At 59.8% G+C, this 22,378-nt stretch carries 16 protein-coding genes; 9 read left to right on the forward strand and 7 right to left on the reverse strand.

Features of this window, described 5'->3' with window-relative positions; all coding sequences use genetic code 11:
- Positions 1-3: 3 nt before the first annotated feature.
- Positions 4-345: a PA4575 family protein gene (locus tag ACA054_RS28010; RefSeq protein ID WP_497636646.1), complete on the reverse strand. Its 342-nt coding sequence runs from the start codon at positions 343-345 to the stop codon at positions 4-6.
- A gap of 315 nt (positions 346-660) precedes the next feature.
- Complete coding sequence (locus tag ACA054_RS28015; RefSeq protein WP_497687083.1) at positions 661-3,099, reverse strand: Lon protease family protein; 2,439 nt, start codon at positions 3,097-3,099, stop codon at positions 661-663.
- Between the two features lie 277 nt (positions 3,100-3,376).
- On the opposite strand from ACA054_RS28015, the gene ACA054_RS28020 reads away from it, so the two are divergent.
- The 4 genes from ACA054_RS28020 to ACA054_RS28035 all read left to right on the forward strand — a co-directional run bounded on the left by ACA054_RS28020 (position 3,377) and on the right by ACA054_RS28035 (position 6,928).
- On the forward strand, positions 3,377-3,865 hold the full coding sequence (locus ACA054_RS28020) for a DUF3015 domain-containing protein (RefSeq protein ID WP_497687084.1): 489 nt from the start codon (positions 3,377-3,379) through the stop codon (positions 3,863-3,865).
- A 95-nt stretch (positions 3,866-3,960) separates the two neighbouring features.
- On the forward strand, positions 3,961-5,814 hold the full coding sequence (locus ACA054_RS28025; protein ID WP_497687085.1) for an Lnb N-terminal periplasmic domain-containing protein: 1,854 nt from the start codon (positions 3,961-3,963) through the stop codon (positions 5,812-5,814).
- Between the two features lie 192 nt (positions 5,815-6,006).
- Complete coding sequence (locus ACA054_RS28030; RefSeq protein WP_497687086.1) at positions 6,007-6,363, forward strand: hypothetical protein; 357 nt, start codon at positions 6,007-6,009, stop codon at positions 6,361-6,363.
- 70 nt (positions 6,364-6,433) lie between these two features.
- On the forward strand, positions 6,434-6,928 hold the full coding sequence (locus ACA054_RS28035) for a GreA/GreB family elongation factor (RefSeq protein ID WP_497687087.1): 495 nt from the start codon (positions 6,434-6,436) through the stop codon (positions 6,926-6,928).
- Here the strand turns inward: ACA054_RS28035 and gdhA are convergent.
- Together gdhA and ettA are read right to left on the reverse strand one after the other, a co-directional pair.
- Complete coding sequence (gdhA, locus tag ACA054_RS28040; protein WP_497687088.1) at positions 6,925-8,262, reverse strand: NADP-specific glutamate dehydrogenase; 1,338 nt, start codon at positions 8,260-8,262, stop codon at positions 6,925-6,927. The genes ACA054_RS28035 and gdhA overlap by 4 nt on opposite strands.
- Before the next feature lie 346 nt (positions 8,263-8,608).
- Positions 8,609-10,273 (reverse strand): energy-dependent translational throttle protein EttA, encoded by a 1,665-nt coding sequence (ettA, locus tag ACA054_RS28045; protein WP_497687089.1) that lies wholly within the window; start codon positions 10,271-10,273, stop codon positions 8,609-8,611.
- 345 nt (positions 10,274-10,618) lie between these two features.
- Between ettA and ACA054_RS28050 the strand changes: the two genes are divergently transcribed.
- From ACA054_RS28050 to ACA054_RS28070, 5 genes are all read left to right on the forward strand, one after another.
- Positions 10,619-14,407, forward strand: a complete 3,789-nt coding sequence (locus ACA054_RS28050) for a sensor domain-containing protein (protein WP_497690387.1) — start codon at positions 10,619-10,621, stop codon at positions 14,405-14,407.
- A gap of 249 nt (positions 14,408-14,656) precedes the next feature.
- Positions 14,657-15,910, forward strand: coding sequence for a serine hydroxymethyltransferase (gene glyA, locus ACA054_RS28055; RefSeq protein ID WP_497687090.1), 1,254 nt, complete (start codon positions 14,657-14,659; stop codon positions 15,908-15,910).
- A 234-nt stretch (positions 15,911-16,144) separates the two neighbouring features.
- The gene (locus ACA054_RS28060; protein ID WP_497687091.1) at positions 16,145-17,458 is read left to right on the forward strand and encodes a C4-dicarboxylate transporter DctA; all 1,314 of its coding nucleotides are present in this window, start codon (positions 16,145-16,147) and stop codon (positions 17,456-17,458) included.
- A gap of 84 nt (positions 17,459-17,542) precedes the next feature.
- A complete protein-coding gene (locus ACA054_RS28065; protein ID WP_497687092.1) occupies positions 17,543-18,247 on the forward strand; it encodes a FadR/GntR family transcriptional regulator in 705 nt (234 codons plus the stop codon).
- Positions 18,248-18,272: 25 nt separating this feature from the next.
- Positions 18,273-18,962: a GntR family transcriptional regulator gene (locus ACA054_RS28070; protein WP_497687093.1), complete on the forward strand. Its 690-nt coding sequence runs from the start codon at positions 18,273-18,275 to the stop codon at positions 18,960-18,962.
- On the opposite strand, the gene yjiA is transcribed toward ACA054_RS28070, so the two are convergent.
- The 3 genes from yjiA to ACA054_RS28085 form a co-directional block, all read right to left on the reverse strand.
- Positions 18,959-19,930 carry a GTPase gene (gene yjiA, locus ACA054_RS28075; protein ID WP_497687094.1) on the reverse strand — a complete coding sequence of 324 codons (972 nt, stop codon included), beginning with the start codon at positions 19,928-19,930 and terminating at the stop codon, positions 18,959-18,961. The genes ACA054_RS28070 and yjiA overlap by 4 nt on opposite strands.
- Before the next feature lie 121 nt (positions 19,931-20,051).
- Positions 20,052-20,249: a YbdD/YjiX family protein gene (locus ACA054_RS28080; RefSeq protein WP_008052036.1), complete on the reverse strand. Its 198-nt coding sequence runs from the start codon at positions 20,247-20,249 to the stop codon at positions 20,052-20,054.
- Positions 20,250-20,264: 15 nt separating this feature from the next.
- Positions 20,265-22,331, reverse strand: a complete 2,067-nt coding sequence (locus tag ACA054_RS28085; RefSeq protein WP_497687095.1) for a carbon starvation CstA family protein — start codon at positions 22,329-22,331, stop codon at positions 20,265-20,267.
- Positions 22,332-22,378: the final 47 nt, after the last annotated feature.

Below are 22,378 nucleotides of genomic sequence, written 5' to 3' on the forward strand. Positions count from 1 at the left end.
CTGTCAGTGCTCGGGCCGGAACTCGAAGCCACCCACGTTACGACAACGGCCACCGTTGATTTCCCGCAACTGGGCTTGCAGATGCAGGCACCAGATCTGCGGGTCATCGGCCAGTTCATAGCCGTGCAGGGTCAGGCTTTCAACGATGGTATCGAGGATGGACTCAGCCACAAAAGGGCCATGAAACGGGCCTTGGGCCTTGATGGCTGAAGGTTGTTCACCGGCCATTCCGGCGGCGAAGAGCAAGGTCCACATGCCCGTATCGCCCGCCAGGGGGCGGATGGCGCATTCAATACGGGTCACAAGACCTAGACATTGACGAGTTAGGCAGAGGTTGCGCGGCATGGCGGCGACCCTCGGTAGATCCGGTATTCAGCCTCCACGGGAAGGCTGTCTCGATCCAGTGATACTGTCGATATCCTTGAGCAGAGAATAGAGGAAAAGTCTGACTAGCACGTCAAGTAAGACCAGAAGGCGCCGAATGGTCACTGTGTGAATATTGACGCCAGAGTGATGGCACTTTATTGCGATTCACAAGCAAATGTGGGAGCGAGCCTGCTCGCGAAAGCGGACGATCATCCAACATCAATGTTGAATGAGAAACCGTCTTCGCGAGCAGGCTCGCTCCCACAGTAGATCGGTGAAAGCCTCAGGTTTGCATCAAGCCGGCTTGGCCTCCACCAGCGCCTCGACCGCCATCTCCTTTTCGGCCTCTTTCAGATCATCCTCGCTGATCATCTCCGCGATCACCCGCAAGCGCTCCACCACCCGTGCGTTGACGCTGCCTTCAGGGAACTCGCCATTTTCATCCGGCTCGCCCGCCGGCTCGCCCACCAGCAGGCTCAGCGCCTCGTCGGCCTGACGCACGGCGTAGACGTGAAACTGTCCGGCGCGCACGGCGGCCAGCACTTTCTCGTCAAGCATCAGCGTAGCAACGTTGGCCTGGGGAATAATTGCCCCCTGCTCGCCAGTCAGCCCGCGGGCTTCGCAGAGACGGAAGAAGCCTTCGATCTTCTCGTTGACGCCGCCCACGGCCTGCACTTCACCGAACTGGTTGATCGAGCCGGTAATTGCGAAGCACTGCTTGAGCGGGGTTTTCGACAATGCCGAGATCAGGGTGCACGCCTCGCCCAGGGAAGCACTGTCACCATCGACGTAGCCATAGGACTGCTCCAGCGCAATGCTCGCGGAGATCGCCAGCGGAAACTCCTGGGCGTAACGGCTGCCCAGGTAACCGGTGAGAATCATCACCCCTTTGGAGTGGATCGGTTGACCGAGGTTGACCTCGCGCTCGATGTCGACGATGCCGCTGCCGCCGGGATACACCGTGGCGGAAATCCGCGCCGGTACACCGAAGGCCGAGTCGCCGACTTCCAGCACGGTCAGGCCGTTGCACTTGCCGACCGCCGCACCCGCGGTGTCGATCAGGATGATCCCCGCCAGCATGTCATCGAGAATCCGCGCCGACACACGTCCGGTACGGGTGGCCTTGGCCTTGAGCGCGCGCTCGATGTGACCGGCGTCGGTCATTTCATCCCCGGCCAGGTGACGAATGAAGTCCGCCTCGCTGACCAGCTGAAACAGATCACCGATGCGCGCCGACAACCGCCCCTGATGCTCGGCCAGACGCGCGCTGTAGGTCGCCAGGCGCGCCACCGCATCGGCGGTCAACGGCGCCATGCCCTCCTCGGAAGTACGGGTCTTGAGCAACTGGGCGAACTGCTCCAGGCTCTCGTCGACCATCGGAATGTCTTCATCGAAATCCACCAGGACGCGGAACATTTCCTGGAAGTCCGGATCGAGGTCCTGCAGTGTGTAGTAGAGCTGGCGGGCCCCGATGATGACGACTTTGACCTGCAATGGAATGTGCTGCGGCGTCAGGGTCACGGTTGCGAAACGGCCCATCTCGCCCAGTGGCGATTCCATTTTCAGTTTGCGCGATTGCAGGGCGCGCTTCAGCGCGTCCCACACGAACGGTTCGCCGAGCATTTTATCCGCTTCAAGGATCAGGAAACCGCCGTTGGCCCGGTGCAACGCACCCGGTCGCAGTTGCCGATACGTGGTGTAGAGCGAGCCCTGGTCGGTGCTGTATTCGATGCGGCCGAACAGGTTCTCATAGGTCGGATGCGGCTCGAACACGACGGGCGCACCCCCACTGGCCGAATGCCCGACCACCAGGCTCGGCGCGTATTGCTCCTCCAGCAGCTTGCGGGCGACCGCATCGGTCTTGCTGTCGTCGACCAATTGCTCGACCACGGTCTTGAGCAAATACACCTGCATCGCTTGCAGGTAACCGCACACCGCCGCGTTCTCGGCGTATTTCTCCGACAACGGCGACAGCAATGGCTGCAGGGCCAGGGTAATGGTTTCTTCGTTGAGATGGCGCAGTTGATTGCTCGACTCGCGCTTCCATTGCGGCAGGCTGGCGAGTTCCTCGTTCAGGCGCTCTTCGAGGTTGGAAATATCCTCGTGGAAGCGCTCGCGCTCGGCTTCCGGCAACTGGGCGAATTCCGCCTCGTCCAACGCCTTGCCTTCGAGCATCGGAGTGAATGCGATATTGCTGCTGTCGCGGTAGAGCGCGACCTCTTTTTCCAGCGCCAGCCGCTCGATCACATCCAGCGCCTTGTCGTAGCGCTGATTGAAGGTGCGGTCGATGGCGCTTTTTTTCTGCTGGTAGGACGGGTGCTCGAACACCGCCGGAAAGGTCGCCAGCAGGTTGTCGATCAAGCCGTTGATGTCACCGATGAAGGCACCGGCGGTGCCCGACGGCAACTCCAGGGCACGCGGTTCGCGCGGCTCATCGAAATTGTTGACATAGACCCAGTCCGCCGGGGTCTGCAGGCGTTTGCCTTCGGCCTTCAGGTAGCGTTTGACGAACGAGAAGCGACCGGTGCCGGGCTCGCCCATGACGAATACGTTATAACCGGGGCGTGGCATGGCCACACCGAACTGCAAGGCTTCGACCGCGCGTTCCTGGCCAAGCACACCGCGAAAGGGCTCCAGATCATTGGTGGTAGAGAAGCTGAACTGTTCAGCGGAAAACGGACGGGTCAGCGCTTCAGGCGCTAGACGCAAGCTGGCAGCAACAGGATCAGGCATCGGGCTTCCTTAACAATCAGGCGGGGCAGATAGCGGCATTCTGGCGCTGCCCATGCTGACTGGCAAGGAGCGCCTCAAGGCAAAGCATAGACAAACCACCAGCCTCAGGCGGGCCGGGGCTAAATCAATGTTTGCGGTGAATCTTTTGCAAAAAATCACGGAACCCCGCGATCGTGCCTAAACTCCAAACTGCGCGGCTGGACTAATAACCGGCCCACTGGCGCCGGGATGGGCCAGAACCCTTGTCCATTGGTATGCACATAAAGAGAACAAAGCTATGAAACGGATTCTTCTTGGTACTCTCTTCACCGCTGTATCCATCAACGCCATGGCTCAGGCGCCAGGCGGCCCGGATTGCGGTTGGGGCAACATGCTGTTCGAAGGTCAGCGTGGCACCCCGGCTCACTTCCTGGCATCCACCACCAACGGCACTTCCGGTAACGCAACTTTCGGTATGACTTCCGGCACCAACGGTTGCGCTACTAACGCGTCGCTGACCTATGGCGGCAAATCCTGGTTTGCCATGAATGGCATGATGAACGAGCTGTCCGAAGACATGGCTAAAGGTCAGGGCGAAGCGCTGACCACCTACGCCGTGGTACTGGGCGTGGCGCCGGAAGACCGTGCGCACTTCGCCGCCGTCACTCACGAGCACTTCCAGCAGATCTTCAGCAAGGCTGACGTGACCGCGGAAGATGTGCATACCAACACCCTGGCCGTTCTGAAGAGCGATCCTCGTCTGGCCAAGTACGCAACTCAGGCTTAAGCTCGACCCGCCCCGCTTCTTTCGGGAAGCGGGTTTTGTTTTTTTGGAACTGCCCTGCTTTGGGTCTTTGTTTCTTTCGACTTAAGTTGCCACTTATGCTCAAACGCCTTGCCTGGCTGGCGCTCTGTGTCTGCGCCCCGCTGTCCGCCGCGCCTCACATCGATCCTCAACGTTTGCAGCAACTGGCCAACGACCCCTTCTGGATTTCCCTGGGTCATTACGAAACCGCCAAGCTCGGTGGCTGGCGCAGCTATGTCAGCGACAAAAAATTCTTTCTCGCCGCCGATGGCAACGAACATCCGGACCATGAACTGGCCGCCACCGTACAGGCACTCTACGCACCGGCAACCGCTGGCGAACAACACGCCCAATGTGTTTACCCCGCCCGAACACGCTGGCTCAAAGCGCAGCTCAACCTGACCGATCTACCGGCACCGGATTGCGCCGAGTTCAAGCAATGGTTCAAGGACGTCTCGCCCCACAGCGCGGTGATGATCTTTCCGGCGGCCTACCTGAACAGCCCGTCATCGATGTTCGGCCACACGTTGCTGCGCATCGATCAGGCCGATGTGCAAAGCGACAAGACCTCGCTGCTGAGTTACGCGATCAACTTCGGCGCTTACATCGAGGGTTCGGACAACAGCATCCTGTACGCCTGGAAAGGCTTGATGGGGGGCTATCCGGGGCTGTTTGCGCTGGTGCCTTATCAGGAAAAGCTCTCGGAATACCGCAGTCTCGAAAACCGCGACTTGTGGGAGTACCGTCTGAACCTGACCCAGCAAGAAACAGCGCGCATGGTCGAGCACGTCTGGGAACTGAAACAGATTCAGTTCGACTATTTCTTCTTCGACGAAAACTGCTCCTATCGCCTGCTGGAACTGCTGCAAGTGGCGCGTCCGAGCCTGCGGCTGACCGAGCAATTCCCGCTGACTGCCATTCCCACCGACACCGTCAAGGCCGTGAAAGAGGCCGGGCTGGTGGAGTCCATCCAGTATCGTCCGTCTCGCGAACGGGAATTGCTGAGCCGCGCCGAGCCTCTGACCGATGAAGAACAACAGTGGGTGCTGAAAGTCAGCGCCGACCAGAAGCAACTGCAAACGCCGGAATTCAAGGCACAGCCCCGTGACCGTCAGGCGCTGATCATCGATGCGGCGTATCGCCTGGAGCGCTATCGCGCCAACGGTCAGGAACGCGACCCGCAACGGGCTCAACGCAGCTTTGAGTTGCTGCGAGCGATCAACCAGAACCCCGCGCCGGAGCTAGACATCCCGCAGCCTGGCCTGCCCGAGGATGGCCACGAATCGCGCACCTGGCAGGCCGGCCTCGGTACCCGCGGCGACCGTGCCTTTGGCGAGTACGGCCTGCGCATGGCCTATCACGACCTCAACGACAACGCCGAAAGCTTCCCTCTCGGCGCACAGATCGAAATCCTGCAACTGAAACTGCGTCAGTACGAAGGCAATGACTGGCAAGTGCAGCAACTGGACCTGGCGACGATTCGCTCCCTGACCCCGCGCAACGAGTTGCTGCAACCGCTGTCGTGGCAGGTCACCGGTGGGCTGGAGCGGGTGCCGGGCAAACATGACGATGAAACCCTGGTCAGCCACGTCAATGGCGGCGGCGGCGGAACCTGGCAACTGGCCGACAACCTGCTCGGCTTTGCCCTGGGTACCGTGCGCGTGGAGCACAACAATGACTTCGCCGAATTCATATCGCCGGCGGCGGGTTTCAATACAGGCTTGCTGTGGAAAAACCCGCTGGGCAATTTGAGCCTGGAAGCAAAAGGCGATTTCTTCACCAATGGTGAAGTGCGCCGTAGCGTGAGCCTGAATCAGCAGTGGGAATTGTCGCGCAACCTCGGTTTACGCCTGAGTGCCCAGCGCGAATTCAGCCACCTGGCCACGCCTGAGAATGAAGTGATGCTTGAGGTGAAGTGGTATCACTACTAACCCATAACCTGTAGGAGCACAGCTTGCTGGCGATGGCATCTACGCGGTCATTCAGACATACCGAGGGGATGCCATCGCCAGCAAGCTGTGCTCCTACAGGGGCTGCGATCTTTTGATCTTTCTTTCACATCCCGCTCACGATCCCACTTCTAGACTTCCCTTATAGGCCGTATTGCGGCCCGGGAGTCCGAGATGTGGCGTTGTGCAGGCGTGGTTGTTTTGTTGGTCTTGATCGCAGGTTGCCAGACAACCCACGAGGACCTGATCGCCAAGGGTTACCCACCCGCCTTTGCCGATGGTTTCGATGACGGCTGCAGCAGTGGTCGGCAAGCGGCCGGAGCCATCACCGGCGAGTTTCGCAAAAACGTCCCGCGCTATCTCAAGGACAAAAACTACGCCGAAGGCTGGAGCGATGGATTGCGCCAGTGTCAGGCCATGCGCGAAAGCGAGGACCGCGATGACTATCGCAATCGCCATTGGGACGACCGTGACAAAGCCTGGCAACAACAGAAGGATCAGGATGCCGCACGAGCCTATCGCTCGCCCTAAGTCGCTTTCAGACATCCAGTGCAACCAAATGCCTGCGAGCATGGCCCAAACCCTATTACGGGAGAAAACCATGAGCCGGGCTTTCGTCAATGAAGACAATGCCGCCGCGCAAGCCGATCAGCCGGTCGAACGACAGGTCAGCGCGCAGCCCAACTACGTCACGCCACCTGGCCTGAAACTGCTGCAAGGCAAAGTTGCCGAACTGCAAACCTTGCATGCCGAACAAACTGCGAAGGGCGAACAGGCGGACAAGCAGCGCCTGGCGGATCTTGAGCGCGACCTACGTTACTTCAACCAACGCCTGAGCAATGCCCAGGTCGTGCCCGTCGCCACGTCCTCCGAAAAAGTGCAGATCGGCAGCTGGGTGACCTATGCCGACGAACATAACACCGAACACCGGGTGCAACTGGTCGGCGAAGATCAGGCCGATGCGAGCAATGGCCTGATCAATTGGGGGTCCCCTCTGGGTCGGGCGTTGCTCGGGGCGCAACTCGGTGACGAGGTGCTGTGGCAACGCCCGGCCGGCGATCAACTGATCGAGGTCATCCGCATCGATCCGGCTTAAACCACGCCCTGGGCGAGCATCGCGTCGGCGACTTTGACGAAGCCGGCGATGTTTGCACCCTTGACGTAGTTGACCTGGCCATTCTCCTCACCGTAATGCACGCAGGCGTGATGGATCGACTGCATGATTGCGTGCAGCTTGCTGTCCACCTCACCTCCGGTCCATAGCAGACGCATGGCGTTCTGCGACATCTCCAGACCGCTGACGGCAACACCACCGGCATTGGACGCCTTACCCGGCGCGAACAGGATGCCGGCTTCGATAAACAGGTCCACGGCTTCGAGGGTGGTCGGCATGTTCGCGCCTTCCGCCACACAGATGCAGCCATTGCGCAGCAACGCATGTGCCGCATCGGCATCCAGTTCGTTTTGCGTGGCGCACGGCAGCGCGATGTCGCAACTGAGCCCCCAAGGGTGCTGGCCAGCCAGGAACTCCAGGCCAAAACGCCCCGCCAATTCACTGATGCGCCCGCGCTGGACGTTTTTCAATTCCAGCACGGCCTGCCATTGCACCTCGGTCAGCCCGCTTTCGCAGTACAGAGTGCCTTCGGAGTCAGACAGCGAAATCACTTTGCCGCCCAGGTCCATGACCTTGCGCGCGGCGTATTGCGCAACGTTGCCGGAACCCGAGATCGCCACGCGTTTGCCTTCGACCGTTTCACCGCGACGCTTGAGCATTTCCTCGGCGAAGTACACGCAACCGAATCCGGTGGCTTCAGGGCGAATCAGGCTGCCGCCATAGCTCGGTCCCTTGCCGGTCAACACGCTGGTGAACTGATTGCTCAGGCGCTTGTACTGACCGAACAGGAAACCGATTTCGCGGGCACCGACGCCGATGTCACCGGCCGGCACGTCGACATCGGCACCGATGTGACGGTACAGCTCGCTCATGAAGGCCTGGCAGAAGCGCATGACTTCGGCGTCGCTTTTGCCTTTGGGGTCGAAATCCGAACCACCCTTGCCGCCGCCCATGGGCAACGACGTCAGCGAGTTCTTGAAAGTCTGTTCGAAGGCGAGAAACTTCAGCACGCCGAGGTTTACCGAAGGATGGAACCGCAACCCGCCCTTGTACGGGCCGATCGCGCTGTTCATCTGGATGCGGAACCCCCGATTGACCTGCACCTTGCCATGATCGTCCACCCACGAAACCCGGAACACAACCGCCCGCTCCGGCTCGCAGATGCGCTCCAGTATGCCGGAGGTCAGATAGTGTGGATTGGCTTCAAGAAATGGCCACAGGCTACTCAAGACCTCTTCGACGGCCTGGTGGAATTCAGGCTGGTCCGGATCGCGTTTTTTCAGGCGCGCAAGGAAGGATTCGACGGATTCGATCATGGAAAAAGTCTCGGAAAATTATTGTCGTTGGAAGAAATTGGGCCGGACTTTAACAAACGAATCGCGCACAGGAATAGAGCAGAATGTCGCCTTTATGAAATTAAATGGTGCATTGGATATAAATTCAGTCCGGTTATCGGCCACTTTTGCACCTAAACAGGGATTCACATATCGGATTCTGCACCACCAACGACTCCGCCTTCGCGAGCAGGCTCGCTCCCACAATTGAAATGCGTTCCCCTGTGGGAGCGAGCCTGCTCGCGAAGCCCGCAACTCGATGCAGCTGAAAAAATGCAAAAAAAAACGGAGCCCGAAGGCTCCGCTTTCTCATGCAACCAACCCGATATCAGGCCAGTTTCTTGTGCCGTACCCGGTGCGGCTGAGCAGCCGCTTCGCCGAGGCGTTTGCGACGATCGGCTTCGTACTCGGTGTAGTTACCTTCGAAGAACACCGCTTGCGAGTCATCTTCGTACGCGAGGATGTGAGTTGCCACACGGTCAAGGAACCACCGATCGTGAGAGATCACAATGGCGGCGCCCGGGAAGTCCAGCAGGGCTTCTTCCAGGGAACGCAGGGTTTCAACGTCGAGGTCGTTGGACGGTTCGTCGAGCAGCAGGACGTTGCCGCCCTCTTTCAGGGTCAGGGCCAGGTGCAAGCGACCGCGCTCACCACCGGACAGGTCCTTGACGAACTTCTGTTGATCGCCGCCCTTGAAGTTGAAGCGACCGACGTAGGTGCGCGACGGGATCTCGTAGTTGCCGATGCGGATCTGGTCGGAACCGTCGGAGATTTGCTGGAATACAGTCTTGCTGCCATCCAGGTCTTCGCGGCTCTGGTCGACGCACGCCAGTTGCACGGTTTCGCCGACTTCAATGCTGCCCGAATCCGGTGTTTCCTTGCCCATCAGCATGCGGAACAGGGTCGATTTACCCGCACCGTTACCGCCGATCACGCCAACGATGGCGCCTTTAGGCATAGAGAACGACAGGTTGTCGATCAACACGCGATCGCCATAGCCCTTGGAGACGTTCTTGAACTCGATGACCTTGTCGCCCAGGCGCGGACCGGCCGGGATGTAGATCTCGTTGGTTTCGCTGCGCTTCTGGAATTCCTGCGATTGCATTTCTTCGAAGCGTTGCAGACGTGCCTTGGATTTCGACTGGCGGGCCTTGGCGCCTTTGCGCACCCACTCCAGTTCTTCCTTCATGGCTTTTTCGTGAGCCGACTGCGACTTGGATTCAGCAGCCAGACGATCGGACTTGGCTTCAAGCCAACCCGAATAGTTGCCCTCGTAAGGAATGCCCGCGCCGCGGTCGAGTTCCAGAATCCAGCCAGCGACGTTGTCCAGGAAGTAACGGTCGTGCGTGATCGCTACCACGGTGCCTGGGAAGTCGTGCAGGAAGTGCTCCAGCCACGCAACGGAATCGGCGTCCAGGTGGTTGGTCGGTTCGTCGAGCAGCAGCATGTCCGGGGCGGACAGCAGCAGGCGGCACAGGGCCACGCGACGTTTTTCACCACCGGAGAGGACTTCGACCTTGGCATCCCAGGCTGGCAGACGCAGCGCATCGGCGGCGACTTCCAGTTGGCGCTCCAGGTTATGGCCATCGCTGGCTTGCAGGATGGCTTCGAGCTTGGCCTGTTCGGCAGCCAGTTTGTCGAAATCTGCATCTTCATCAGCGTAAGCCGCGTAGACCTCGTCCAGTCGAGCCTGGGCGTTCTTGATCACGCTGACCGCTTCCTCGACCACTTCACGCACGGTCTTGGTCGGGTCCAGGATCGGTTCCTGCGGCAGGTAGCCGATGTTCAACTCCGGCATCGGACGAGCTTCGCCCTCGAACTCGGTGTCGACGCCAGCCATGATTTTCAGCAGGGTGGACTTACCCGAACCGTTAAGACCGAGTACGCCGATCTTGGCGCCCGGAAAGAACGACAAGGAAATGTTTTTCAGGATTTCCCGCTTCGGCGGCACAACTTTGCCCAGCCGATGCATGGTGAATACGTATTGAGCCATGGAGAACCTTGGGTCAGTGACTGATGAATGAATAGAGCGCAGGCGATGCCCGGCCAGACCATGCGCGCTGTACGCTTGACGAGGCCAATGCGTATGCGCTGAAAAAAGTCTGATTCTAGGAGCTGGAACGCTCCCGCGTAACCGGCAAAGCTACCTTAATGACAGATGGCAGTCCAGCCGAGCGGGACTGGCACTTCGCCACAACTCAAGGCATGCTAGCCGCCCTTCGGGCGTCCGGCTTATAGTGCACGTCGCGCCAGTCCAGCCAAACCGCAGGATTACAGTTTGTCCAGTGTCCCTCCGTCCCTGATCACCCGTGCACCGACTGTTGCACCCGGCTCGCCCATGCGCGGCACACTCAAGGGCGCTTTGGCGATGCTCGTGTTGCTGCTGCTCGCCTTGTTGCTCTGGCAACTCCTCGATCAGCTGCGGGAAACCCAGAAAAGCCAGCGCCAGGCCACCATCGACCATACCGCCGACCTGGCCGCACAAGTCAGCCTGAACATGGCGCTCAACGCCCAGATCGCCCTCAACCTGCTACCGATTGTCGAGCAGCCGCAAAGTGCCGACGAGCTGCAGGACTTGCTGCGCAAATTGCAAAAGTCCTTGCCCGACCTGCTAAGCCTGGCACTGCTCAGCCCCTCGGGAAGAATCACCAGTGACACGGCTGGCACCAGCGACGATGCCGACTATCTGGGGGAACTGGTCCGACGCAGTCGCGCCCAACCCCACTATTACAGCAACGCCATCGACGGCTCACGGGTGCATCTGCTGTTGCATCAAGCCAGCGGCAGTACTCGCGGCTATTGGGCGTTGCGCTTCAAACCGACTTTTTTCGCCTCACTGACCAAACTGCATGAAACGGGCACTGCCCCGCTGTGGCTGGTGGAAAATCGCTTCAATCACCAGATCATCAGCCGCGAAGAGGCGTTGCCGCAGGTCAATCCGGGCACCTTGACCCAGGACGATGTGGCCAACAGCGTACTGACCGTTGCGCTGAGCAGCAGCGACTGGCAACTACGCGGGCTGTTCGATCGCCAACGAGTGCTCGAAGAACTGCTGCCGGCTTTCATCGGCAAATGCCTGCTATGCCTGGCCTTTTCCATGCTGCCGTTCATCGTCCTGCTGAACATGCGCCGTCGCCAGCGACAGCTGCACGAAGGTCGCCGACGCTACCAGGAGATTTTCGAAGGCACCGGCGTGGCATTGTGCGTACTCGACATGTCCGGCCTGCGCAGCGTGTTCGACAAGGCCCAGCTACTGCGCGACGAGCAACTGCAAGCATGGCTGGCGGCCCCGGAACAACGCCGGCAGTTGTTGCAGGAGCTGCGCATTACCGAGGTCAATCAGGTCGCTTTGCAACTGCTTAACGTCAATACCTGCGATCAAGTCTGGAGACTGCTGATCGATGGCAACCCTGTGGGGGGCAGCGCCATCGGCAATCAGGTACTCGAAGCGGTGCACAGGCAACAGCAACAGCTTGAACTGGAAATCAAACTCCAGGACGCCACGGGTCGTGACCAGCATCTGTGGCTGGTGTTGCGCTTGCCGGAAAACCCTGACGACTTCAAGGCGGTGATCCTGAGCATCACCGATATCACCAGCCGCAAGCTCATCGAGCTGTCGCTGCAGGAGCGCGAAGGTTTCTGGTCCGACGTCGTGCGGACCGTGCCCGATCACCTTTACGTGCAAGACGTGATCAGCCAGCGAATGATCTTCAGCAACCACCATCTGGGCCAGACGCTGGGCTACAACCACACCGAACTGCAGCAGATGGGCGAGTACTTCTGGGAAATCCTCCTGCACCCCGACGACGCCGAATACTACCACCGCTCGCGCCAGAGCCAGCGGCAAGGCGGTTACAGCCAATTGATGCAGTGCCAGCTGCGCTTCCGCCACCGTGACGGGGAATGGCGGCGTTTCGACATTCGCGAGCAGGCACTGGCACGGGACAAGCATGACCAGGTCACCCGCATCATCGGCGTGGCCAAGGACATTACCGAGCAGATCGAGGCCAGTGAGTCGCTGCGCGACAGCGAGCAGCGTTACCGCATGCTCGCCGAAAGCATCAGCGACGTGATTTTCTCCACCGACAGCCGCATGGCGCTCAACTATGTCAGCCCTTCGGTGCAGGCGGTGCTGGGCTACGAAGCAGAGTGGATTTTCCAGAACGGCTGGCAATCGACCATTGCCAATCCTCAACAGTTGAGCGGCATCTACAACCTGATGGATCGGGTCAGCAAAGCGCTGGATAAACCCGAACAGCTGGCCCTGTTACGGAGTCAGGTGCAGACCCAACTGTTTTTGTTCGACTGCCTGCGCGCCGACGGGCGCAAGATTCCTATCGAACTGCGGCTGGTACTGGTCTGGGACGAGCACGGTGCATTCGAAGGCGTGCTGGGGGTCGGTCGCGACATCAGCCAGCAACGCCGGGCCGAGAAAGACCTGCGAATGGCCGCCACGGTATTCGAACACTCGACCTCGGCGATCCTCATCACCGACCCGGCCGGCTATATCGTCCAGGCCAACGAAGCCTTCAGCCGGGTCAGCGGTTATGCCGTGGAACAGGTACTCGACCAGTTGCCGAATATGCTCACCGTCGACGAGCAGCAGGAAGCCCATTTGCGCTACGTGCTCAAGCAACTGAACCAGCACAGCACCTGGGAAGGCGAAGTGTGGCTGCGTCGCCGCAATGGCGAGCATTACCCGGCCTGGGTTGGCATTACCGCGGTACTGGACGACGAAGGCGACCTGGCCAGTTACGTGTGTTTCTTCAGCGATATCAGCGAACGCAAGGCCAGTGAGCAACGGATTCACCGCCTGGCCTATTACGACGCTTTGACCCACCTGCCCAACCGCACGCTGTTCCAGGATCGCCTACACACCGCGTTGCAAGCGGCTGAACGGCAGAGGTCCTGGGTGGTGTTGATGTTCCTCGACCTGGACCGCTTCAAGCCGATCAACGATTCCCTGGGCCATGCTGCCGGTGATCGCATGCTCAAGGAAATGGCCACGCGCCTGCTCGGTTGCGTCGACGACGACGATACCGTCGCACGCATGGGCGGCGATGAGTTCACCTTGCTCCTGCAACCGCGAGCCAACCGTGAAATCGCCTTGAACCGGGCGATTCACGTGGCTGAGCAGATCCTCGCCAGCCTGGTCAAACCCTTCGTTCTCGAAGGCCGCGAGTTCTTCGTCACGGCCAGTATCGGCATCGCCCTGAGCCCGCAGGACGGCAATGAACTCAGCCAGTTGATGAAGAACGCCGATACCGCGATGTACCACGCCAAGGAGCGCGGCAAGAACAACTTCCAGTTCTATCAGGCGGACATGAACGCCAGCGCCCTGGAGCGCCTGGAGCTGGAAAGCGACCTGCGACATGCCCTGGAACAGAACGAATTCGTGCTGTATTACCAACCGCAGTTCAGCGGCGATGGCAAACGCCTGACCGGCGCCGAAGCTTTGCTGCGCTGGCGTCATCCGCGCCGTGGCCTGGTACCGCCGGGGGATTTCATTCCGGTGCTCGAAGAGCTCGGCCTGGTGGTGGATGTCGGCGACTGGGTGATCAGCGAGGCCTGCCGTCAGCTCAAGACCTGGCATCAGGCCAAGGTGCGCGTGCCGAAGGTATCGGTGAACATCTCCGCCCGGCAGTTCTCCGACGGCCAGCTCGGCACGCGGATCGCCAACATCCTGAAGGAAACCGGCCTGCCCCCGGCGTGCCTGGAACTGGAGCTGACCGAAAGCATCCTGATGCGCGAAGTCAGCGAAGCCATGCAGATTCTCGCCGGGTTGAAAAACCTCGGCCTGAGCATCGCGGTCGACGACTTCGGCACGGGCTACTCATCGCTCAACTACCTCAAGCAGTTCCCGATCGACGTACTGAAAATCGACCGCACCTTCGTCGACGGCCTGCCGTCGGGTGAACAGGATGCGCAGATAGCCCGGGCGATCATCGCCATGGCCCACAGCCTCAACCTGGCGGTAATCGCCGAGGGTGTGGAGACCCAGGAGCAGCTGGACTTCCTGCGAGAACACGGTTGCGACGAGGTTCAGGGCTATCTGTTCGGCCGTCCGATGCCGGCGAACAAGTTCGAAGAGCAATTCAGCAATGATGCCCTCTTCATGTTCGACTGAAACTTTGCAGCGAGGCTGATGGCCTCTTCGCGAGCAGGCTCGCTCCCACAGGGTTCTGGGTGTACACAAGACTTTTGACCACTGAAGATCCACTGTGGGAGCGAGCCTGCTCGCGAAGAGGCCGGCACATTCACCGCTGATCCCGTCATGAAGCCCACTTGTCTGCGACATGATGTCGTTTCATATGCCTTCCAAAACCCATTGGGTTAGAATGCCCCCCTTTTCTGCCCCCGATCCTTGAGGACCGCCATGTTCAGCCGTGATTTGACTATTGCCAAGTACGACGCCGATCTCTTTGCCGCCATGGAGCAAGAAGCTCAGCGCCAGGAAGAGCACATTGAGCTGATCGCTTCGGAAAACTACACCAGCCCTGCGGTGATGGAAGCTCAAGGCTCGGTACTGACCAACAAGTACGCCGAAGGCTACCCGGGCAAGCGCTACTACGGTGGTTGCGAGTACGTCGACGTCGTTGAGCAGCTGGCCATCGACCGTGCAAAAGAACTGTTCGGCGCCGATTACGCCAACGTTCAGCCACACGCAGGTTCGCAAGCCAACAGCGCCGTTTACCTGGCCCTGCTGCAAGCGGGCGACACCATTCTGGGCATGAGCCTGGCACACGGTGGTCACCTGACCCACGGTGCCAGCGTCTCGTCTTCCGGCAAGCTGTACAACGCCATCCAGTACGGCATCGACGCCAACGGCCTGATCGACTACGACGAAGTCGAGCGCCTGGCTGTTGAGCACAAGCCAAAAATGATCGTGGCCGGTTTCTCTGCCTACTCGCAGATCCTCGACTTCCCGCGTTTCCGCGAAATCGCTGACAAGGTCGGCGCCTACCTGTTCGTCGACATGGCCCACGTGGCCGGTCTGGTCGCCGCTGGCGTCTACCCGAACCCGGTGCCATTCGCTGACGTCGTGACCACCACCACCCACAAGACCCTGCGCGGTCCACGTGGCGGCCTGATCCTGGCTCGCGCCAACGCCGACATCGAGAAGAAGCTGAACTCCGCGGTATTCCCGGGCGCCCAAGGTGGCCCACTGGAGCACGTAATTGCCGCCAAGGCGATCTGCTTCAAGGAAGCACTGCAGCCTGAGTTCAAGACTTACCAGCAACAAGTGGTGAAAAACGCCAAGGCCATGGCCGGCGTATTCATCGAGCGCGGCTTCGACGTGGTTTCCGGCGGTACTGAAAACCACCTGTTCCTGCTGTCGCTGATCAAGCAGGAAATCTCCGGTAAAGACGCCGACGCCGCTCTGGGCAAGGCTTTCATCACCGTGAACAAAAACTCCGTACCGAACGATCCACGCTCCCCGTTCGTCACTTCCGGCCTGCGCTTCGGTACTCCGGCTGTGACCACTCGTGGCTTCAAGGAAGCAGAGTGCAAGGAATTGGCCGGCTGGATCTGCGACATCCTGGCAGACCTGAACAACGAAACGGTGATCGACGCCGTTCGCGAGAAGGTCAAGGCCATCTGCAAGAAACTGCCGGTGTACGGCGCTTAATCAGCCCGCCAAACCGCAACAGTAAAAAAACCGGCCAGTGATGGCCGGTTTTTTTTGGTCCCGGCACAACTGGTCAGACCGGTCATGCCAATTTTTCGATTTCCGCTTGTAAACCTGAAAAAAACCAGCGTAGACTGAGCCCGCACTGGACATACCGGTAAGACCACAATAATTAAGTCCTGAATCTGATGCGCGATGCGCACGGCAGCCAGGACACCGACCAGGATTCCTCCCATGCTCAGATGGTGCTCGCGTTCAATCTTCCTCCAAGTGGTTCTCGGACTGGTGCTCGGCATCGTCTGCGGGCTGACCCTTCCCGAATACTCCGCTCAGCTCAAACCGCTTGGTGACGGTTTTATCAAGCTGATCAAAATGCTCATCGGCCTGATTGTGTTCTGCGTGGTGGTCAGCGGCATTAGCGGTGCCGGCGACCTGAAGAAGGTCGGACGCATCGGCCTGAAATCAGTGATCTACTTTGAAATCCTCACCACCATTGCGCTGGTGATCGGCCTGGTGTTTGCCTTCAGTACTGGAATCGGCAGCGGCGCGAACATTCATCTGGATCAGCTTTCCGCCGCCGACATGGGCGATATCGCCCAACGTGGCCAGCACATGCACACCACCACGCAGTTTCTGATGGACCTGATCCCGACCTCGGTAATCGGTGCCTTCGCCGACAACAATATCCTGCAAGTGCTGCTGTTTTCGGTGCTGTTCGGCAGTGCGTTGAACCTGGTAGGTGAAGCCGCGTCCGGCATCTCGCGACTGATCAATGAGCTCAGCCACGTGATCTTCCGCATCATGGGCATGATCGTGCGCCTGGCGCCGATCGGTGTGTTCGGCGCAATCGCCTTCACCACCAGCAAATATGGCCTGGACTCGCTGCAGCATCTGGGAAGCCTGGTCGGTTTGTTCTACTTGACCTGCGTGGCCTTCGTTGCATTGATTCTAGGCCTGGTGATGCGCCTGTCCGGCCTGCGGATGTGGCCGTTGCTCAAGTATCTGCGCGAGGAGTTGCTGATCGTCATGGGTACCGCTTCGTCCGATGCCGTACTGCCACAGATCATGCGCAAGCTGGAGCATCTGGGCATCGGCAGCTCGACGGTCGGGCTGGTGATTCCCACCGGATACTCGTTCAACCTCGACGGTTTCTCGATCTACCTGACCCTGGCCATTGTGTTCATCGCCAATGCCACCGGCACGCCGCTGGCGATGACCAACCTGCTGACGATTCTGCTGGTGTCGTTGATCACCTCCAAGGGCGCGCACGGTATTCCAGGCTCGGCCCTGGTGATTCTGGCAGCCACCCTGACGGCGATCCCGGCGATTCCGGTGGTGGGCCTGGTGCTGGTGCTGGCAGTGGACTGGTTCATGGGCATCGGCCGGGCGCTGACCAACTTGATCGGCAATTGCGTGGCGACCGTCGCTATCGCCCGGTGGGAAAAGGACATCGATGTGCAACGGGCGAACAAGGTACTTTCCGGCCAGGTGGGTTATACCTTCCAGCCGCGAAAACCGGTGACGCCCGCCCATCAACAGGACTTCTGAATTCAGCACTGTAGGAGCTGCCGCAGGCTGCGATCTTTTGATCTTGCCTGCGACGCCGCCCTTACAGGCTCATGGAGCAATCAAGTGATTACCACATCAACCGTCGTAACTTCAGTAGTAGAAAAACTCCGGGCCGCATTGGCCCGTGGTCAGTGGCGCTCCGGCGAAATGCTGCCGGGGCAACGCGAGCTGGCCGAACAACTGGGCATCAGCCGCCCGAGCCTGCGTGAGGCTGTCATCGTCCTGGAAACCCTCGGACTGGTGCGCTCCATGCCGGGCAAAGGCGTGGTGGTGCTGGACGCGAATCTCAACGACAGCCAAAGCCACGATAGCGCAGTGGCCGGCGCGAGCCTGGAAGACGTGCTGCAACTGCGCTACACCCTTGAGCCGTTTATCGTCGGCCTCGTGGCGCAGTCCATCAGCAGCAAGGAAGTCGGGCAACTGCGCCTGACCCTGATGGACATGCGCGAAGCCCTGGAAGCCAACGACAGTGAGGCCGGCGTGAATGCCTACATCGCGTTCCATGAAGAGCTGTTCACGCTGACGTCGAATCCGATTTTCCAGAGCGTGGTCCAGCAGACCAGCAATGCCCTCAAGCAGAGCGCCGACGTGTTGCGCAACTCCCCGGAACACCTGGCTGAACGCCTTGAAGAAAACGAATCAGTGGTGCGCGCGATCCGTAGCAAGAACAGCGCCCAGGCCAGTGCCGAGATGCGCCGGCACATCTTGCGCGAAGGCCAGCGCATGGGCATCGAACTGAACATTCCGGACGACAACCTCGGCAATTGAATCCGCTTCGAACTGGAGACAGGCCATGAACAGCTTCGCTTCGCCACAGACACTCGCTGCCCTACCCATCCCCCTTCTGGTGGATGATCTGTATTCACGGGTTTTCAACGCCATTCTCAAACAGCGTATCCATTCGGCCAGTCGCTTTACCGAAGAGAGCCTGGCGCAGATGTTTGGCGCTCGACGCAGCGACATTCGTGGAGTGCTGGCGCGACTGTCCCACCAGCAGGTCATTGTCCTTCGGGCCAACCATCGTCCTCGCGTCGCCGAGCTCGATGCCGAGCAAACCCGGCAAACGTTGCATGCCCGGCGCCTGACCGAACTCATGCTGGTGAGGCTGGCCTGCCAACGCCCCTGCACGCATGCCTTGGAGCGCCTGCGAGCGCTGGTCGAAAGCGAGCGCCAATGCGCCGAGCGTGGCCTGGCCATTCGTCTGTCGGGAGATTTTCACCTGCAGTTGGCAGAAATGGCGGGCAACGCACCGTTAGCGCATTTTCTCGGCAGCCTGGTGCCACTGACCTCGTTGGCGATTGCACAGTTTGACGTTGCCTTCGAGGACTATTGCGTTTGGCAGCTGCACGAGAAAATCGTGGATGCGCTAACGCGTAGGGATTCCGCGATGGCGGTGACATTACTGAACCGGCACCTGGATCATCTGGAGGCGGTATTGCTGAACGCTCAACCGCTCTCCAGCCAGAAGCGTATTGCCGGTTAGCTCGCCGCCACTCGCGCGAACCCCTGGCGAATCTTTTCTTGCGGCAAATCATCGGCAATGAACACGATCACGCTTTCACGGGTTTCATCGGCCGCCCACTCCGTGTCCCAGTCGAAACCGTAAAGCTTCAGAACGCCCTGAAACACCATGCGGCGCGGCTCGCCGAGGATGTTCAATACGCCTTTGTAGCGCAGCAGTTGCTTGCCGTGCTCCTCCAGCAGCTCGTTCATGAACTCGCTGAGCTTGTCGATATCCAGCGGTTTTTCAGTGCGCAGCACCAGGCTGGAAATACGGTCGATGGACGGGGCCTGGCTCACTGGGCGCAAACTCACGCCGCCGCCCAGATCTGCGTTGAGATTGAACCCACGCACATCAAGCAGTTCTGCCAGGTCGATCTTGCCGTGGTCGACCACGCGGATCGGTGCACGACGATTGATACGGGTCAGGCGTTCGCTCAACGCCGTGAACGCAGGTTCGTCCACCAGATCACGCTTGCTCACCAGCAAGCGGTCGGCGAAACCGATCTGCGCCTGGGCGATGGTCTGGGTCAGGTGCTGTTCGGCGTGTGCCGCGTCCACCAACGTGATGATGCCGTCGAGGATGTAGCGCTCGCGCAACTCCTCGTCGATGAAGAAGGTTTGTGCCACCGGAGCCGGGTCGGCGAGGCCGGTACATTCGATCACCAGGCGGTCGAAGGCGATGTCACCGTTATCCAGGCGTTCGAGCAGCAGATACAGGGCCTTGGTCAGGTCGGTGTGGATGGTGCAACAGACGCAGCCGTTGGACAGCGTCATGACCTGTACCGGTTCGTCACCCAACAGTTGGGTGTCGATGCCGGCGTCGCTGAATTCGTTTTCGATCACGGCAATTTTCAGACCGTGCTCGGCTTTGAGCAGGTAGCGCAACAGCGTGGTTTTGCCGGCGCCGAGGAAGCCGCTGAGGATCGTGACCGGAATTGGAGTGAGCAAAACAAAATCTCCCATATGCTAAAAAACTGTAGGAGCCAGGCTTGCCGGCGAAAGCGTCCTGAAGATCGCTTTCGCCGGCAAGCCTGGCTCCTACAGTGTTGTGTTGCTTAGCCTGCGTGCATCAACAGCACTTCGGCCCACCCTTGCCACCGTAACGAGCCTCCTGGCGTTCCCGAAAGAACATCTCGTAGCTCATCACCGGTTTGTCCGGGTGCTTGCTTTGCATGTGCTCGACGTAGTTGTCGTAGTCGGGCATCCCCACCATCAGGCGCGCGGCCTGACCGAGGTATTTACCGAGGCGACTCAGGTCATTGAACATGCTGCATTCCTCAGGTTAAGCATCCGGCAGCGCCTGGAAGGGCGATTCTTTATCCGTGCGCTCTTTTTTACCCCAGGCGGCAATACCGACCTTGAGCGCATAGAACAGGATGCTGAACACCACGAACAGGAACAGCGCGGTCAGCGTGGCGTTGGTGTAGGCGTTGAAGATCACGTGCTGCATCTGAGTGATGTCCTTGGCCGGGGCGAGGATCTGACCGTTGGCCAGGGCATCGCTGTATTTTTTCGCCAGGGCCAGGAAGCCGATCGCCGGGTTGGCGTCGAACAGCTTGATGAAGCCGGCAGTGGTGGTGCAGATCAGCAACCACACGGCGGGCAGCATGGTGACCCAGACATAACGCTGGCGTTTCATCTTGATCAGCACCACGGTGCCGAGCATCAGCGCGATACCGGCCAGCATCTGGTTGGAGATGCCGAACAGCGGCCACAGGGTATTGATGCCACCCAGCGGATCGATCACGCCCTGATACAGCAACCAGCCCCACATGGTCACGCAGCCGGCGGTGGCGATCAGGTTGGCGGTCCACGATTCGGTGCGTTTTAGCGCCGGTACGAAGGAGCCGAGCAGGTCCTGCAGCATGAAGCGCCCGGCACGGGTACCGGCGTCTACCGCGGTCAGGATGAACAGCGCTTCGAACAGGATCGCAAAGTGGTACCAGAACGCCATGGTGTTTTCACCCGGCAGCACGCTGTGCAGGATCTGCGCGATGCCAACGGCCAGGGTCGGCGCACCGCCGGCACGGGCCAGGATAGTGGTTTCACCGATGTCCTTGGCCACCGCTTGCAGCGCCTCCGGGGTAATCGCAAAGCCCCAGTTGCTGACCGCGGTCGCCACTGCCACCACATCACCGCCAACCACGGCGGCCGGGCTGTTCATGGCGAAGTACACCCCTGGCTCGATCACCGAGGCAGCGACCATGGCCATGATGGCCACGAAGGACTCCATCAGCATACCGCCGTAACCGATGTAACGGGCATTGACCTCGTTATCAAGGAGCTTCGGCGTGGTGCCGGAAGAAATCAGTGCGTGGAAACCCGAGACCGCACCACAGGCAATGGTGATGAACAGGAACGGGAACAGGCCACCCTTCCACACCGGGCCTGTGCCGTCGACGAATTGGGTCAGCGCCGGCATTTTCAGCTCAGGCATGGTGATCAGGATGCCAATCGCCAAGGCCACGATGGTGCCGATTTTCAGAAAGGTCGACAGGTAGTCACGGGGGGCCAGGATCAGCCACACCGGCAATGAGGCTGCCACGAAACCGTAACCAATCAGCATCCAGGTAATCTGCACACCGGTGAAGGTAAAGGCCTTGGCCCAGACCGGATCGGCGGCAATTTGCCCGCCAAGCCAAATGGAACCCAGCAGCAGCAACACACCGATCACGGAAATTTCACCGATGCGACCCGGGCGGATGTAGCGCATGTAGATGCCCATGAACATCGCGATCGGGATGGTCGCCATCACCGTGAAGATCCCCCACGGGCTCTCGGCCAGGGCCTTGACCACGATCAGCGCCAGCACCGCGAGGATGATGATCATGATCAGGAAGCAGCCGAACAGCGCGATGGTGCCGGGGATGCGGCCCATTTCCTCACGGACCATGTCGCCCAGGGAACGGCCGTTGCGGCGGGTGGACATGAACAGGACCATGAAGTCCTGCACGGCACCGGCCAGCACCACGCCGGCAATCAGCCACAGCGTGCCGGGCAGGTAGCCCATCTGCGCTGCCAGGACCGGACCGACCAGCGGCCCCGCGCCGGCGATGGCCGCGAAGTGGTGACCGAAGAGGATATGCTTGTTGGTCGGGACATAATCCAGACCGTCGTTGTTGAGCACAGCGGGAGTGGCCCGCCGAGCATCGAGTTGCATGACATTATTAGCGATGAACAGACTGTAGTAACGGTACGCAACGAGATAGATGGCCACGGCAGCGACCACAATCCACAAAGCGTTGATCGCTTCACCTCGGCGCAGTGCCACTACGCCCAGGGCGCACGCCCCAACGATTGCCAGCACCAGCCAGGGTAAGTGGCGTAGCGGGCTATTATTATTTTTCATTTTATTATTCCAGCCAGAGTGGACAAGAAAGACAGCCACCTCGAGTT

The sequence above is a fragment of the Pseudomonas sp. LBUM1653 genome (assembly GCF_059716115.1).

Bases quoted from the DNA above. Each gene is read 5' to 3' on its own strand.
- ACA054_RS28010 (WP_497636646.1), bottom strand. From the start codon at position 345: ATGCCGCGCAACCTCTGCCTAACTCGTCAATGTCTAGGTCTTGTGACC.
- ACA054_RS28015 (WP_497687083.1), bottom strand. From the start codon at position 3,099: ATGCCTGATCCTGTTGCTGCCAGCTTGCGTCTAGCGCCTGAAGCGCTG.
- ACA054_RS28020 (WP_497687084.1), top strand. From the start codon at position 3,377: ATGAAACGGATTCTTCTTGGTACTCTCTTCACCGCTGTATCCATCAAC.
- ACA054_RS28025 (WP_497687085.1), top strand. From the start codon at position 3,961: ATGCTCAAACGCCTTGCCTGGCTGGCGCTCTGTGTCTGCGCCCCGCTG.
- ACA054_RS28030 (WP_497687086.1), top strand. From the start codon at position 6,007: ATGTGGCGTTGTGCAGGCGTGGTTGTTTTGTTGGTCTTGATCGCAGGT.
- ACA054_RS28035 (WP_497687087.1), top strand. From the start codon at position 6,434: ATGAGCCGGGCTTTCGTCAATGAAGACAATGCCGCCGCGCAAGCCGAT.
- gdhA (WP_497687088.1), bottom strand. From the start codon at position 8,262: ATGATCGAATCCGTCGAATCCTTCCTTGCGCGCCTGAAAAAACGCGAT.
- ettA (WP_497687089.1), bottom strand. From the start codon at position 10,273: ATGGCTCAATACGTATTCACCATGCATCGGCTGGGCAAAGTTGTGCCG.
- ACA054_RS28050 (WP_497690387.1), top strand. From the start codon at position 10,619: ATGCGCGGCACACTCAAGGGCGCTTTGGCGATGCTCGTGTTGCTGCTG.
- glyA (WP_497687090.1), top strand. From the start codon at position 14,657: ATGTTCAGCCGTGATTTGACTATTGCCAAGTACGACGCCGATCTCTTT.
- ACA054_RS28060 (WP_497687091.1), top strand. From the start codon at position 16,145: ATGCTCAGATGGTGCTCGCGTTCAATCTTCCTCCAAGTGGTTCTCGGA.
- ACA054_RS28070 (WP_497687093.1), top strand. From the start codon at position 18,273: ATGAACAGCTTCGCTTCGCCACAGACACTCGCTGCCCTACCCATCCCC.
- ACA054_RS28080 (WP_008052036.1), bottom strand. From the start codon at position 20,249: ATGTTCAATGACCTGAGTCGCCTCGGTAAATACCTCGGTCAGGCCGCG.
- ACA054_RS28085 (WP_497687095.1), bottom strand. From the start codon at position 22,331: ATGAAAAATAATAATAGCCCGCTACGCCACTTACCCTGGCTGGTGCTG.